A 14,609-nucleotide genomic window follows, 5' to 3' on the forward strand; every position below is an offset into this window, starting at 1 on the left:
CTGGTTGGGGGTTTCAGGTGGACGCGTTGGACGTCGCCCGCTGGCAGTTCGGTGTCACCACCGTCTACCACTTTCTCTTCGTTCCGCTGACCATCGGCCTGTCCGTGCTGGTCGCCATCCTGCAGACGCTGTGGCACCGCACCGGCAACGAGCGCTACCTCAAGCTGACCAAGTTCTACGGCAAGCTGTTCCTGATCAACTTTGCCATGGGGGTGGTCACCGGCATCGTGCAGGAGTTCCAGTTCGGCATGAACTGGAGCGACTACTCGCGCTTCGTCGGCGACATCTTCGGCGCACCCCTGGCCATCGAGGCGCTCGTCGCGTTCTTCCTCGAATCCACCTTCATCGGCCTGTGGATCTTCGGTTGGGATCGGCTGCCCAAGCGCGCGCACCTGGCCAGCATCTGGGCCGCGGCCATCGGCACGAACCTGTCCGCGTACTTCATCCTCGCCGCGAACTCGTTCATGCAGAACCCGGTCGGCTACCGCATCAACCCTGACAGCGGACGCGCCGAGCTGACCGACTTCCCGGCCGTGCTGACCAACAAGGTCGCCCTGATCACGTTCCCGCACACCCTGGCCGGCTCGTTCCTCGTCGCCGGGTCGCTGATCGTCGCGGTCGGCCTGTGGCACGTCATCCGCAACCGCGACTCCGCCGACACCGGCGCGTACCGCTTCGCCACGAAGTTCGGCTCCTGGGTGGTCCTGGTCGCCTCCGCCGCAGTGCTGTTCACCGGCGACATCCAGGGCAAGATCATGACCGAGGTGCAGCCGATGAAGATGGCCGCCGCCGAGGGCCTCTACTCCACCGAGAGCCCCGCCTCGTTCTCCGTGCTCACCATCGGCAGCCTCGACGGCAGCCGCGAGGTGTTCGCCCTCAAGATCCCGTACCTGCTGTCGTACCTGGGCACCGGTGACCCGCACGGCACCGTGCACGGCATCAACGACCTGCAGGCCCAGTACGCCACCCAGTACGGCGCGGGCAGCTACACCCCGATCATCCCGGTCACCTACTGGAGTTTCCGCTTCATGATCGCCTTCGGGATGGCCGCCGGCGCGATCGCCCTGCTGGTGCTCTGGAGCCAGCGCAAGGGCCGTACCCCGAGCAGCAGGTGGCTGCTGCGCGCGGGCCTGGCCATGCCGGTGCTGCCGCTGCTGGCCAACTCGTTCGGCTGGATCTTCACCGAGATGGGCCGCCAGCCGTGGATCGTCTTCGGCGAGATGCTCACCCGCAACGGGGTGTCCCGCAGCGTCTCGTTGGCCGAGGTCCTCACCTCGTTCACCGCGTTCACGCTGATCTACGCCACCCTCGCCGTCATCGAGGTCAAGCTGCTGCTGCGCTACGCCAAGGCCGGCGTACCCGACGTCAGCGAACAACCCCCCGCCGACGACACCGACGACGCCGAGCGCCCGCTCGCCTTCGCCTACTGATCCCGGAGCCCATCGTGGAACTGACCACCATCTGGTTTCTCCTCGTCGCCGTGCTGTTCACCGGGTACTTCATCCTGGAGGGCTTCGACTTCGGCGTCGGCATGCTGCTGCCCGTCCTGGGCCGGAACGACCGGGAACGCCGCGTCCTGATCAACACGATCGGCCCGGTGTGGGACGGCAACGAGGTGTGGCTCATCACCGCCGGCGGCGCGATGTTCGCCGCGTTCCCCGAGTGGTACGCCACCCTGTTCTCCGGCTTCTACCTGCCGCTGCTGCTGATCCTGCTGGCCCTGATCGCCCGGGGCGTCGCGTTCGAGTACCGGCACAAGCGCCCCGAGGCGTCCTGGAAGCGCCGCTGGGACACCGCGATCGTCGTCGGCTCACTGCTCCCGGCCATCCTGTGGGGCGTCGCCTTCGCCAACATCCTGCGCGGCGTGCCACTGGACGCCGACCACGAGTACGTCGGTGGCCTCGTCGACCTGCTCAACCCGTACTCCCTGCTCGGTGGCGCGACCACCCTCGCGCTGTTCCTGACCCACGGCGCGGTGTTCCTCGCGCTGAAGACCACCGGCGACATCCGCGAGCGCGCGGGCGCCCTCGCGGTGCGCCTGGGTGTCGTCGCCGCGGTGCTCGCGGTCGGGTTCCTGAGCTGGACGTTGAGCATCCGCTCCAGCACGGCCGCCGTCGTGCTCGCCGTCGGCGCGGCCCTCGCCCTGCTCGGTGGTCTGGCCGCCGCCCGGGTACGCCGGGAGGGCTGGGCGTTCACCGGCACCGCCGTGGCGATCGGTCTGGCCGTGGCGACGCTGTTCGCGGCGCTGTTCCCGAACGTGCTGCCGTCCACGCTGGACACCGCCGGCACGTTGACGGCCACCAACGCCGCGTCCACCCCCTACACCCTGAAGATCATGACCTGGGTGGCGGTGATCTTCACTCCGGTGGTGCTGGCCTACCAGGGCTGGACCTACTGGGTGTTCCGCAAGCGCATCGGCGTAGCCAACATCCCCCAACACTGACCGCATCTCGCCGACGTGGCGGTATCCGCGCCCCCGGGATACCGCCACGTCGGCGAAATCGAGTCGATCACGCCCGGCGTCCGCCGCTACGGTGTGCCGATGCACGTACGCGAACTCACCGCCGACGACCTCGACGCCGCCTGGGACCTGGGCCGGTTCGCGTTCGGCAACACCTCGGAACGAGCGGCGAGCACGAGGATCGTGGTACCCGGGATGACGCGCTGGGGCGCGTTCGACGACACCGGGCGGCTCGTCGGCAAGGCCGTCGACCTGCACCACGACCAGTGGTGGTCGGGGCGGGCGGTGCCGGCCGCCGACGTGGCCGGGGTGGCCGTCGCACCCGAGGCCCGGGGCCGTGGCGTGGCGAGGGCCATGCTCACCGCGTTGCTGCGCGGGGCGCACGAGCGGGGCGCGGCGGTCAGCGCGTTGTACCCGACCGTCGCCGCCCCGTACCGGGCTTGCGGGTGGGAGGCGGCCGGTGTGCTGCGGACGGTCGACCTGGCCACCGCCACGCTGCCCCGGCACCGGCCCGCGTCGCACCTCACCGTCCGGGCCGGTACGCCCGCCGACCTGCCCGCCGTCGCCGCCCTGTACGAGCGGGTCACCCGACACCGCAACGGCCTGTTGACCCGCCGGGGTGAGCTGTTCGACGCCGACGATCGCGGCCTGCCCGGTGACGGACTCACCCTCGTCGAAAAGGGCGACGACCTGGTCGGCTACGCCACCTGGCAGCGAGGGAGCGGCTACGGTGCCGACTCGGTGCTCACCGTCGACGAGGCCCTGGCGGTCACCGCCGAGGCCGCCCGGGAACTCGTCGGGGTGCTCGCCAGTTGGGCCAGCGTCGCGCCGACCCTGCGGCTGTGTCCGCTCGACGGTGACGCGGTGAGTGCCTGCCTGCCGTTGGAGTCGGCCCGCGAGCACGAGCGGGACCTGTGGATGCACCGGCCGGTCGACGTCGCCCGGGCGGTGAGCGCACGTGGGTGGCCCACCCACGTGCGCGGTGTCGTGGACTTCCGCCTCACCGATCCGCTCGCCGAGTGGAACACCGGCACCTGGCGGTTGGCTGTCGCCGACGGCGCTGCCGAGTTGACCCGCGTCGACGGTGAGGCGGATCTGCGGCTGGACGTTCGTGGTTTCGCGTTGCTGTACGCCGGGGCGGCCGGCGCCCGGTCGGTCGCGCAGGCGGGCCTGCTGCACGCCGCCGGTGTCGCGCCGGACGCCCTGGACCTGTTGGGCGCGGGCGGCCCGGCCCAGGTGCTCGACTACTTCTGACCGGTCGGGCTCGCGCACGCGCCCGACCGGTGACGGCGCCGCCACCCGGGGCCCGCGCACGCGCCCGGACCGGTCCGCCGACCGGCGCCGGCGCGCCACCGCCCCCGGTCAGGCCGCCAGTTCGGCGTTCGCACGTCGGGTGATCACTGTGAGCGCCCGGGCGGCGGCGTTCGCGTCGTCGGCGGGGATGTCGGCGTAGAGGCGCGCGGTGATGCCGGAGACGACGTCCGCGACGCGGGCCTGCGTCGCCTGACCGGCGTCGGTGAGCCGGATCCGCGCCGGGTCGGTGTCGTCGTCGGCGAGGTTCGCGCCGAGGAGTCTGGCGATCACCTCGTGCACGGCCGGCGCGTCGACCTTGAGTGTGCTGGTGATCCGGTGCGTCAGGTGGGCGCGTTCGACGGGCCCGTCGGCGAGGACGTTGAGCGCGAGCACCTGGCCGAAGGTGAGCCCGAGCGGGGCGACGGCCCGCTCCAGCAGGGCCCGGGTGGCGTAGTGGGCCTGGCCGATGACCTGGCCGTTGAGGGTGGGAGTGGTGGACATGACGCCTCCTTCTAAACGTTGGCCGAACCAACGTTGGTGAAGCCAACGTAGCATGGATCGTGGGTCGCGCCAACGATTCCTGTTAGGCTGCTGCCATGCAGTCCACCGCCCCGCAGTCACCCGCCGGGCTCCGCACCACCCCGACGTGGTTGCTCAACCAGACCGCCGCCCACGCCGCCCGGCTCATCAGCGAGGGCTTCGCCGCGCACGGCCTACGCGGCTACCACTACCGGCTGCTCGCCACGCTGGCCGAGGACGGCCCCGCCAGCCAGGCCGACCTGGGCCGTCGCTGCGGCATCGACCGCAGCGACGTCGTCGCGGCCGTCAACGACCTGGCCGGTCGAGGGCTCGTCGTACGCGCCCCCGACCCGGCCGACCGCCGCCGCAACGTCATCAGCCTCACCGACGCCGGTGCCGACGAGGCCCACCGGATGGGCGACACCGTCGGCCGGGTCCAGGACGAGCTGCTCGCCCCGCTGTCCACCGCCGAACGCGACCAGCTGACCCGCCTGCTCACCCGGCTGCTGGAGCACCACGCCCGGCGCTGAACACCCTCAGCGGGCCTCGCGCAGCTCCGCCAGGCGCGCCTCGATCTCGGCCAGCTCGGCGCGCAGCTTCTCGGCCTGCTGCTCCGCCTCGGCCCGCTCGGTGCCGAGGATCTGCTCCACCGCCTCCTGCACCCCGGGCACGTCGACCAGGGCCACCATCTTCAACGCCTCGGCCGGCTTCACCACGTACGGCTTCGCCAGGGCCTTGCTGCCCTGCTGGGCGGCGACGGTCCACTCACCGTCGGCGTACGCCAACGTGACGGTGAGACCCGCGGGCCCCTTCGGCTTGACGGCCTTGACCGCCCGCCGCGCCGGCGGCTTCTCCGTCTGCTCCACCTTCGGCTCCTCCTGTCGCTGCGCGGGCACCCGCGGCGTGTCCAACACGAACTCCGGCGCCGCCACCGGCTCCGGCTCGGGCTCCGGTTTCGGCTCCACCACCCGACGACCGGCGCCCTTGGGCGCCACCGCCAGGTCGGCGGGGGAGAACGGCAACTCGTCGCGGCCGAACCGCACCACCACGAACTCGTCGGACACCTCCGGGTCGGTCAGCTCGACCACCTGACCGACCTGGCCGGCGATCTGCCCCGCCGAGGCGGTGAACACCACCCGTGGTTTACGCCCGGCCGCCAACGCCTCCCGGATGCTCTGCACCTCGTCAGTGGACAAACCCTGGCCGGCATCCATCACAACCCTCTTCCGTACACCTGTTTGATTTCTGTCTTGATACCAGCCGACTGCGACACCCGCCGCACAGGGCCCACGCCCACTCAGCCGCCCAACGCCCGCAGTGCGCGATCCGCGTGGTCGTTCATGCTGACCTCACTGTGGATCACCTCGATGACCCGCCGGTCGACGCCGATCACGAACGTCATCCGCTTCGTGCTCAACGCCCCCAACGGCATCCGCCGCCTCACCCCGAACTGCCGCGCCACAGTGCCGTCCTCGTCGGACAACAGCGGATAGTCGAACCCGTGCAGCTTGGAGAACTCCGCCTGCTTCGCCACCGGGTCCCGGCTGATGCCCACCCGCGACGCGCCCAACGCCGTGAACTCCGCCGCGAGGTCCCGGAAGTGGCAGCTCTCCGCCGTGCAACCCCGCGTCATCGCGCCCGGGTAGAAGAACACCACCACCGGCCCGGTCGCCAGGAACTCCGACAACCGCCGCGGCGTGCCCGTCTCGTCCGGCAGCTCGAAATCCTGCACCACGTCGCCGACACCCACACCCGCCACCGCGCACCTCCGTTGTCCCATCGACCGAACGCGCGGGAAGCGTAAGCGATCACCCCGGAGCGACCCCGACTCCCCGGCCACCCCGCCGCCACCGCGTACCGAAGCCCGCCGCCTGTGACCCTCCTCTCGACGACCGATGCGCGCCGGTCACGGTAGCGTCGGCGCATCCCGATCCGACAGCCCTGGAGTCGCCGTGGCACCGGTCACCGTCATCACCGGGGGCGGTCGCGGCATCGGCGCGGCCACCGCCCGCCGCCTCGCCGCCGCCGGTCACCACGTCGCCCTGTGCTACCGCCGTGACGAGGCCGCCGCCGCCACCGTCCTGGCCGACCTGCGCGCGACCGGAGTGCAGGCCATCGCGGTACGCGCCGACACCACCGACCCCGACCAGGTCGCCGAGCTGTTCGACGCCGCGGCGCGGCTCGGCCCGCTCACCGGCCTGGTCAACAACGCCGGCGTCACCAGCCTCATCGGGCCCTTCACCGAGCTGCGCGTCGAGGACCTGCGCCGAGTCGTCGACGTCAACCTCGTCGGCTACGTCCTGTGCGCGCAGCAGGCCGCCCGCCGGCTGAGCGACGGAGGCGCGATCGTCAACGTCTCCTCGGCCGCCGCCACCCTGGGCAGCCCGGGGGAGTACGTGCACTACGCCGCCGTGAAGGCCGCCACCGACACCCTCACCGTGGGTCTGGCCAAGGAACTCGCCCCGAAGGGCATCCGGGTCAACGCCGTCGCCCCCGGCATCGTGCGCACCGACATCCACGCCGACTCCGGAGTGCCCGACCGCCCCGACTCCGCCGTCGGCCGGATCCCGCTGGGCCGCGCGGGCGAGCCCGACGAGATCGCCGCCGCCATCGCGTGGCTGCTCGGCCCGGAGGCCTCCTACGCCACCGGCACGGTGCTGCGCGTCTCCGGCGGCCTGTGAGCCGGGGCGCGCGGCGCCCCGGCTCACCGCTCAGTGGGTGAACAGGTCAGTGGGTGAACAGCTTCGCCGCCGTGATGACGGTCTGCGCCACCCCGTACCCGAGCAGGACCGCCACCACCAACCAGGAGATCCACAACCGGGCCTGCTGCCCGTTACGGCTGTCGTCGCTCATCGCGTACCGCTCCTCTGCTCGGTCTTCGGCTCGTCCACATTCCCCGCCGGCTCGTGGTAGCGCTGCGGCACCGGGCGCACCAACAGGTTCGCCACGAAGCCCACCGCGAGAACCCCCACCATGGTGAACAGCGCCGGCCGGTACGCCGCCGCCGTCAACGTGCCCGGCTCGCCCTGCGCGTCGAGGAACCCGTTGACGATCAGCGGGCCGGCGACCCCCGCCGCCGACCACGCGGTCAGCAACCGGCCGTGGATCGCGCCGACCTGGAACGTGCCGAACAGGTCCCGCAGGTACGCCGGCACGGTCGCGAACCCACCGCCGTAGAACGACAGGATCACGCAGGCCAACAACACGAACAACGCCGTGGCGGTCTGTCCGACGAGGGCCAGCAGCGCGTACAGCACCATGCCGACACCCAGGTACACCAGGTAGATCGGTTTGCGGCCGATGACGTCCGACGTGGACGACCACACGAACCGGCCCGCCATGTTGAACAGCGACAGCAGACCCACGAACCCACCGGCCGCCGCGACGGTCACCGCCGACGTGCCGTTGTCCCGGAAGAAGTCCTGGATCATCGGGCTGGCCTGCTCCAGGATGCCGATGCCGGCTGTCACGTTGCAGAACAGCACCACCCACAGCAGCCAGAACGAGCGGGTCTTCACCGCGTTCGCCGCCGACACGTTCGCCGTGGTGACCAATGGTTTCGCCGCCACACTCGCCGGGTCGAACCCGGCCGGACGCCAATCCTCGGCCGGCACCCGCACGTTCGCCACCCCGAACATCATGATCACGAAGTAGCCGATGCCGAGCGTCACGAACAACCAGACCAGGGCGCTGCCGGACGCCGTCGACCCGGCGTTGGCCGGGTCGTAGGCGGGGTCGTAGAAGGACAACAGTTGCCGGGACAGGGGAGAGGCGACCATCGCCCCACCACCGAAGCCCATGATCGCCAAACCGGTGGCCAGGCCCGGCCGGTCCGGGAACCACTTGATCAGAGTGGAGACCGGGGAGATGTAGCCGATGCCCAGGCCGATGCCGCCGAGCAGCCCGTAGCCCAGATACAGCAACCACAGTTGCTTCGTGGCGATGCCCAACGAGCCCACCAGGAAACCCGCCGCCCAGAAGCAGGCCGAGACGAACATCGCCTTACGCGGCCCGTTCGCCTCCACCCAGGTCCCGGCGACGGCGGCGGACAACCCCAGCATCACGATCGCGATGCTGAAGATCACCCCGATCGCGGTCTGACTGGTGTCGAAGTGGGCGATCAGCGAGTTCTTGTAGACGCTTGTCGCGTAGACCTGGCCGATGCAGAGGTGGATGGCCAACGCCGCCGGGGGGATGAGCCACCGGCTGTAGCCGGGCGGCACGACGGTTTGCCGACGATCGAGTGCGGAAAGCATGCGCTGCTTCCTCTCCGATGAGGACGAGACGTCCCCACAACGTGCCCACCGCACGTACCAGCGGCAAACCTCGACAGCGCCGGGTGGTCGAAACCGTGAGCTGAGCGGTCACTCAGCCGCCGGCTGCGCCCGCCACACCCAGTTGCGCCGCTCGTAGAGCACGCTCATGCCCAGCCGACGCATGTTGTCCAGCGACGGATTCGACGCCCCCGGCGCGGGCCGACCCGTCTCGGCGGCGACCCACCGGCAACCGGCCGCCGCGGCGGCGGCCACCCGGGCCGCCAACAGACCCGACTGCGCGCCCCGACCCCGATGCGACGGCAGGGTGGCACCGGTGTTGAGGGAACCGACCTCGCCGTGCACGAACAGGTTCGCGGCCGCCACCATCTCCGCACCGTCCCACGCGGCGAACGGACGGAAGCCGGGGTCGCGGACGCTCGCGGTCAGCATCGGCGCCAGGTGTTCCTCGGGCATCCCGAAACACCGCAACACGACCGACGCCCACTCGTGCACCGACCCGTCCGGAACCGGACCCACCCGCAGGTCGGTGCCACCGGGGCTCAGGGCGTCGATCTCACCGGCGAGCTTGACCCACACACCGCCCGCCGTGATGTTCTCCCGCGCGCAGATCTCGTCCCAGTACGCCGGCAACCGGTCCGGCGCGATCTGGATGACCGCGCTGGGCGTGCCCTCGGCGCGGAAGACGTCGCACACCTGGGCGATCACCTCGCCGGTCACCGGCTCGGCGACGCCGAACCCGAGCGCCTTGGACCAGTAGCCGGTCGGGTCGTGCCGCATCGACAGCACCACCCCGCCGCCCACCCGGGCGGTCCGGATCCCGAGCGCGTCCCGCACGTCGGCCGGAGCACCCGACTCGTACCGGAACATGAACTCGGCCTCGGCCAGCTCGGCGAGCGCGCCTACCGTCTCATCAGTCGCCACGCGGCACAGCCTGCCAGGGCGCGGCGCGCCCCGGCACCGGCGAGGCCGACGCCGTGAGCAGCGCCACTACCGCAGGTCCGGGGCGTGCCACCCGCCGGTGAGGGCCTCGGCGTCCGCCGGACCCCAGGTGCCCTTGTCGTACGACCGCACCGGCGCCGCCAGGTCCAGGATCGGCGCGACGATGCGCCACTCCTGCTCGATCGTCTCCGCACGGGCGAAACGCAGGTGCTGCCCGTCCATCGCGTCGTCGAGCAACCGCTCGTACGCCTCCTGGCGACGCCCGAGCGCCGACCCGAAGTCGACGGACAGGTCCACCGGGCGGCTCGTCACCTCGGCACCCGGGCTCTTCGCCTGGATCGACATCGTGATGCCGTCGCCACGCCCGAGGCGGAACCGCAGCAGGTTCGCGGCGGTCGCCGTGCCCCGCTCCGCCGGGATCAGCGCGCGCTGCGGCTGCTTGAACTCGACCACGACCTCCGTCGCCGTACCCGGCAGCGACTTGCCGGTGCGCAGGTAGAACGGCACGCCCGCCCAACGGGGTGAGTCGACGGTCAACCGGGTCGCCACGAACGTCTCCGTGTTGGAGTCGGCGGCGACACCCGGCTCGTCGCGGTATCCGGCGTACTGCCCCCGCACGGTGGACTCCGGCGACAGCGGCGCGATCTGCCGCAGCACCGCGGCCTCCGCCTCCCGGAACGCCGTCGTGTCGTCACTGGCGGGCGCCTCCATCGCGATCAACGCGACGACCTGCAGGATGTGGTTCTGCAACACGTCGCGGGTGGCGCCGACAGTGTCGTAGAACCCGGCCCGCCCCTGCGTGCCGAAGCCCTCCGCGAGGGTCACCTGGACGTTGTCGATGTGCTCGTTGTTCCACAACGGTTCGAACAACCGGTTGGCGAACCGGAAGGCGTAAAGACCCTCGACGGCCTCCTTGCCCAGGTAGTGGTCGATGCGGAACACCCGCTCGCTGTCGAACGCCGCCCGCAGCGTGCGATCCAACTCACGCGACGACTCCAGGTCACGCCCGAACGGCTTCTCCACGATCACCCGGCCCCGGTCGGCCAACCCGACCGCCGCGAGGCCCTCGACGACGGACCCGAACACCGCCGGAGGGATCGCCAGGTAGAAGAGCGGCCGCTCGGCGTCGCGCAGACGCTCGGCCAGGCGCTGGTACGTCGTCGGGTCGGCGTAGTCGCCGGAGATCATCGAAAGGTTGGCCGCGAGCCCGTCGAAGGTCTCCTCGTCGATCTCGTCGTTGGCCTCCAGCACCGACTTGCGGGCCGTGGTGACGAGCTGCTGGTCATCCCAGGGGGAGCGGGCCACGCCGATCACCGGGACGTTCAGGCGGTCGCGTCGGGTCAACTCGTACAGCGCCGGGAACAGCTTCTTCGAGACGAGGTCACCGGTGACGCCGAACAGCACCACCGCGTCTGAGCGCATGTGCATGGCTCTTCCATTCGATCATCTGATTCTGATCTTCCGAACGGAGAACGGCGCGACCCACCTCGGCATTCCCTGATGGGCGACGCACGTGAGGTCGGCGACAGCGACGGCGCTCACCGCGAACCCCGCGCTCCACCACCCGGTGCAGAATTCGACCATGCGCCTCACCTTCGACCAGTCAGCGGGAACCGGGCCGGAGATCATCTGCCTGCCGATGTTCAGCATGACGCGCGTCGCCACGGCCGCCGCCCTGGCACCCGCCCTCGCCGGTGCCGACCTGCGCGAGACGTACCTCGACCTGCCCGGCCACGGAGACACCCCGGCAACCTGCCCGGCCACGTCCCAGGCGGTGCTGGACGTGGTGTGCGCGTGGCTCGACGACCACGTCGACGCGCCCGTCCTCCTGGCCGGCGCCTCCTACGGGGCGTACCTCGCCGCCGGGATCGCCCGCCGACGACCCGAACTCGTCCGCGGCCTGCTCCTCGTCTGCCCCGGTGTCACCATCGCGCCGAGCGGCCGCACCCTGCCCGAGGAGCGCCCGGCACCGGGACCGGCCGGCTGGCTCGACGAGGCCCCCACCGACCTTCGCGCGCACCTCGACGCCGCGTTGGGCCACCGCACCCCGGCCGTGGTCACCACGGTGCTCGCCGCCCTCGCCGCCGGCGGCCCCGGCGACGACACCTTTCAACGGACGCTGCGGTCCGGCTCCGGGTACGCGCTCCCGGACGAGGACGTCGACACCCCCTTCCCCGGGCCGGTCAGCGTGCTCACCGGCCGACAGGACGACGTCGTCGGGTACGCCGACCAGTTCCACGCCATGCGCCGCTACCCCCGTGGCACCTACACGACCATCGACCAGGCCGGCCACTATCTGCCCTTCGAACAACCGGCCCTGCTGCGCGCGCACACCCAGGACTGGCTGCGGCGAACCCGCGCCCGACCCACCCTCCCGGCGAGCACACCCTGACTTTTGTCACGAGCGCACTGTGCACCACGCATCGAAGGTCGTGACTAACTGCACTGTGGCGCGCCCCGTCCCGTCAACGAGACTCGATCCAGAACGCCGGCACGACAGCCGGCCGGTTTCGAGACGGGAGGCGGGACGGTGGACGAGCGCTACGACAGCTACTGCGCCGCGGATCGACTGTTCTACGACTCGCTCGGCACCGCTGTCGCGCAGCCCGTCTTCCCGGCCGCCGACCGGCCGGTGCCACCCGGCTGGCGCCGCGAGCCGCTCGACGACTGGTTGATCTACGGCCCGGACGGCGGCTCGCTGCCCCAGCAGGGCTGGAAGATCCACATCTCGGCGACCCTGGGGAACGCCGAACGGATCCTCGACACCGTCTGGGACTACTGCGTACCCCGTGGCCTGTCCTTCAAGTTCCTCCGCGGACCCCGCACCCTGCTGCTGCGCAACTCCAAGTACGCCGCCCGGGCCGCCAGCGGCAAGTTCGTCACGGTCTACCCACACGACGACGCCGAACTGGAACTGACCTGCAAGGAACTCGACGAACTACTGGCCGGAGAGCCCGGACCGTACATCCTCAGCGACCTTCGCTACGGAGCCGGGCCGGTGCACGTGCGCTACGGCGGCTTCGCCGCCCGCTACTGCCACTCCCCGGACGGCCAGGTCGTGCCGGCGATCGAGGACGACACCGGCACCCTCGTGCCCGACCGCCGCGAACCCGTCTTCCACCTGCCGTCCTGGATCACCCTGCCCGACTTCCTCGGCCCGCACCTGACCGCCCGCAACGAGACCAACACCAACGAGGTGCCCTACCGCATCGAGCGGGTCATCCACTTCTCCAACGGCGGCGGACTGTACGTGGGCCGGGACCTGCGCACCGACACCCAGGTGGTGCTCAAGGAAGCCCGCCCACACGCCGGCCTGGACGCCGACGGCACCGACGCCGTCGCCCGGCTGGCCCGCGAGGCCACCGCCCTGCGGCAACTCGCCGACCTACCCCAGGTCCCGCGCGTACACGACGAGTTCACCCTCGGCGAGCACCACTTCCTCGCACTCGAACACATCGAGGGCCGACCGCTGAACAAGGCACTCGTCGACCGGTACCCCCTGATCGACGCCGACGCGACACCCGACGACCGGGAGGCGTACACCACCTGGGCCCGGCACGTCTACGAACAGGTCGACACCCTCATCACGGCGATCCACGAACGCGGCCTGGTCTACGGCGACCTGCACCTGTTCAACATCATGATCCGCCCCGACGACCAGGTCGCCCTCGTCGACTTCGAGGTCGCCGCCCCGATCGCCGGACACCGCCGACCCGGGCTGCGCAACCAGGGCTTCGCCGCACCGCGCGACCGCACCGGACCAGCCGTCGACCGCTACGCCCTGGCCTGCCTGCGCCTGGCGCTGTTCCTGCCACTGACCCAACTGGTCCGCCTCGCCCCCGCCAAGGTGGCACACCTCGCCGACATCATCGCCACGAACCTCCCGGTACCCCGCTCCTTCCTCGACCCGGCCGTCCGAGAGATCACCGGCGACGCACCGCAGAGCACCGACCTCGACGCACACCTCGGTGACTGGCCGACCGCACGGGACCGACTGACCACAGCGATCGTGGCCAGCGCCACCCCCGAACGCGACGACCGGCTCTACCCCGGCGACATCGAACAGTTCCGCACCGGCGGCCTCAACCTCGCCCACGGCGCGGCGGGCGTCCTCTACGCCCTGCACACCAGCGGCGTCGACCGCCGGCCCGAACACGAACAATGGCTGGTACGGCGAGCAACGGCACCCCCCTCCGGCACCCGCTGCGGCTTCTACGACGGCCTACACGGCGTCGCCTACGCCCTGGAACACCTCGGCCGCCGACAGGACGCCCTCGACGTCCTCGACATCTGCCTACGCGAACCCGTCGACGGGCTCGACCACAGCCTCCACAGCGGACTGTCCGGGATCGCCCTCAACCTGGCCGAACTGGCCGCCCGCACCGGCGAGACGACGCTGCGCGACGCCGCCTGGCAGGCCGCCGAACGCGTCATCGACCAACTCGCCGACGACCCGGGCCCGGACATCAGCGGCGGACGCAACCCGTACGCCGGGCTGCTGCGCGGCCGCACCGGCCCGGCGCTGATGGCCCTGCGACTGTACGAGCTGACCGGCGACGACACCCTGCTCCAACACGCCGCCACCGCACTACGGCAGGACCTGCGCCGCTGCGTCCTGCGCCCCGACGGCGCACTCGAGGTCAACGAGGGCTGGCGGACCATGCCCTACCTGGCCAACGGCAGCGTCGGCATCGGACTGGTCATCGACCAGTACCTACACCACCGCGCCGACGACCAGTTCACCGAGGCCAGCGCCGGGATCCGCCGAGCGGCACGCTCACCGTTCTACGCCCAGTCCGGGCTCTTCGCCGGCCGCGCCGGCATCATCACCTACCTCGCCGCCTCGGCCGACGACACCGACCGCCACCGACTCGCCGCGCAACTGGACCGGCTGACCTGGCACGCCCTGCCGTACGCCGGAGGCACCGCCTTCCCCGGCGAGCAACTGCTCCGCCTGTCCATGGACCTCGGCACCGGCACCGCCGGTGTGCTGCTCGCGCTGGCCTGCGCCCAGCACGACGCGCCACCGACCCTGCCGTTCCTCACGCCCCTGCCGGGCGCACAGACCCCCTCGCCACAACGAGGGCACCTTCTCCACCGACGAAACGAAGGGAGGTGAC

Annotated in this window: 14 protein-coding genes; 7 read left to right on the forward strand and 7 right to left on the reverse strand. The window is 71.2% G+C overall.

All coding sequences use genetic code 11. From position 1 onward, the window contains the following. Window positions 1-17 precede the first annotated feature (17 nt). From O7616_RS20795 to O7616_RS20805, 3 genes are all read left to right on the forward strand, one after another. Window positions 18-1,430 (forward strand): cytochrome ubiquinol oxidase subunit I, encoded by a 1,413-nt coding sequence (locus O7616_RS20795; protein WP_282259480.1) that lies wholly within the window; start codon window positions 18-20, stop codon window positions 1,428-1,430. A 14-nt stretch (window positions 1,431-1,444) separates the two neighbouring features. After that, complete coding sequence (gene cydB, locus O7616_RS20800) at window positions 1,445-2,443, forward strand: cytochrome d ubiquinol oxidase subunit II (RefSeq protein ID WP_282259479.1); 999 nt, start codon at window positions 1,445-1,447, stop codon at window positions 2,441-2,443. Between the two features lie 99 nt (window positions 2,444-2,542). Further along, window positions 2,543-3,715 carry a GNAT family N-acetyltransferase gene (locus tag O7616_RS20805; protein ID WP_282303524.1) on the forward strand — a complete coding sequence of 391 codons (1,173 nt, stop codon included), beginning with the start codon at window positions 2,543-2,545 and terminating at the stop codon, window positions 3,713-3,715. A 108-nt stretch (window positions 3,716-3,823) separates the two neighbouring features. On the opposite strand, the gene O7616_RS20810 is transcribed toward O7616_RS20805, so the two are convergent. Then, window positions 3,824-4,255 (reverse strand): hypothetical protein, encoded by a 432-nt coding sequence (locus O7616_RS20810; RefSeq protein WP_282303525.1) that lies wholly within the window; start codon window positions 4,253-4,255, stop codon window positions 3,824-3,826. A gap of 95 nt (window positions 4,256-4,350) precedes the next feature. Here O7616_RS20810 and O7616_RS20815 point away from each other — a divergent pair, with 95 nt between their 5' ends. Next, the gene (locus O7616_RS20815) at window positions 4,351-4,803 is read left to right on the forward strand and encodes a MarR family transcriptional regulator (RefSeq protein WP_282303526.1); all 453 of its coding nucleotides are present in this window, start codon (window positions 4,351-4,353) and stop codon (window positions 4,801-4,803) included. A 6-nt stretch (window positions 4,804-4,809) separates the two neighbouring features. Here the strand turns inward: O7616_RS20815 and O7616_RS20820 are convergent, their stop codons facing one another. Next, window positions 4,810-5,487 (reverse strand): hypothetical protein, encoded by a 678-nt coding sequence (locus tag O7616_RS20820; RefSeq protein ID WP_282303527.1) that lies wholly within the window; start codon window positions 5,485-5,487, stop codon window positions 4,810-4,812. A gap of 83 nt (window positions 5,488-5,570) precedes the next feature. Further along, window positions 5,571-6,032: a peroxiredoxin gene (locus O7616_RS20825; protein ID WP_282303528.1), complete on the reverse strand. Its 462-nt coding sequence runs from the start codon at window positions 6,030-6,032 to the stop codon at window positions 5,571-5,573. 193 nt (window positions 6,033-6,225) lie between these two features. On the opposite strand from O7616_RS20825, the gene O7616_RS20830 reads away from it, so the two are divergent. Next, the gene (locus tag O7616_RS20830) at window positions 6,226-6,954 is read left to right on the forward strand and encodes an SDR family oxidoreductase (protein WP_282259472.1); all 729 of its coding nucleotides are present in this window, start codon (window positions 6,226-6,228) and stop codon (window positions 6,952-6,954) included. A 46-nt stretch (window positions 6,955-7,000) separates the two neighbouring features. Here O7616_RS20830 and O7616_RS20835 read toward each other — a convergent pair whose 3' ends face one another. The 4 genes from O7616_RS20835 to zwf all read right to left on the reverse strand — a co-directional run bounded on the left by O7616_RS20835 (window position 7,001) and on the right by zwf (window position 10,917). Beyond that, window positions 7,001-7,126, reverse strand: coding sequence for a hypothetical protein (locus O7616_RS20835; protein ID WP_269678893.1), 126 nt, complete (start codon window positions 7,124-7,126; stop codon window positions 7,001-7,003). Beyond that, entirely contained in the window at window positions 7,123-8,529 is a 1,407-nt protein-coding gene (locus tag O7616_RS20840; protein WP_282303529.1) for an OFA family MFS transporter, read from the reverse strand. The genes O7616_RS20835 and O7616_RS20840 overlap by 4 nt, the downstream gene beginning before the upstream one ends. Window positions 8,530-8,637: 108 nt before the next feature. Beyond that, on the reverse strand, window positions 8,638-9,471 hold the full coding sequence (locus O7616_RS20845) for a hypothetical protein (protein ID WP_282303530.1): 834 nt from the start codon (window positions 9,469-9,471) through the stop codon (window positions 8,638-8,640). A gap of 66 nt (window positions 9,472-9,537) precedes the next feature. Continuing rightward, window positions 9,538-10,917 (reverse strand): glucose-6-phosphate dehydrogenase, encoded by a 1,380-nt coding sequence (zwf, locus tag O7616_RS20850; RefSeq protein WP_282259466.1) that lies wholly within the window; start codon window positions 10,915-10,917, stop codon window positions 9,538-9,540. A gap of 154 nt (window positions 10,918-11,071) precedes the next feature. Here zwf and O7616_RS20855 point away from each other — a divergent pair, with 154 nt between their 5' ends. Continuing rightward, complete coding sequence (locus tag O7616_RS20855) at window positions 11,072-11,881, forward strand: alpha/beta hydrolase (protein ID WP_282303531.1); 810 nt, start codon at window positions 11,072-11,074, stop codon at window positions 11,879-11,881. A gap of 138 nt (window positions 11,882-12,019) precedes the next feature. After that, window positions 12,020-14,608, forward strand: a complete 2,589-nt coding sequence (gene lanKC, locus O7616_RS20860; protein WP_282303532.1) for a class III lanthionine synthetase LanKC — start codon at window positions 12,020-12,022, stop codon at window positions 14,606-14,608. The last annotated feature ends 1 nt before the right edge of the window (window position 14,609 follow it).

It is taken from the genome of Micromonospora sp. WMMD964 (assembly GCF_029581455.1).
Taxonomy (GTDB): Bacteria; Actinomycetota; Actinomycetes; order Mycobacteriales; family Micromonosporaceae; genus Micromonospora.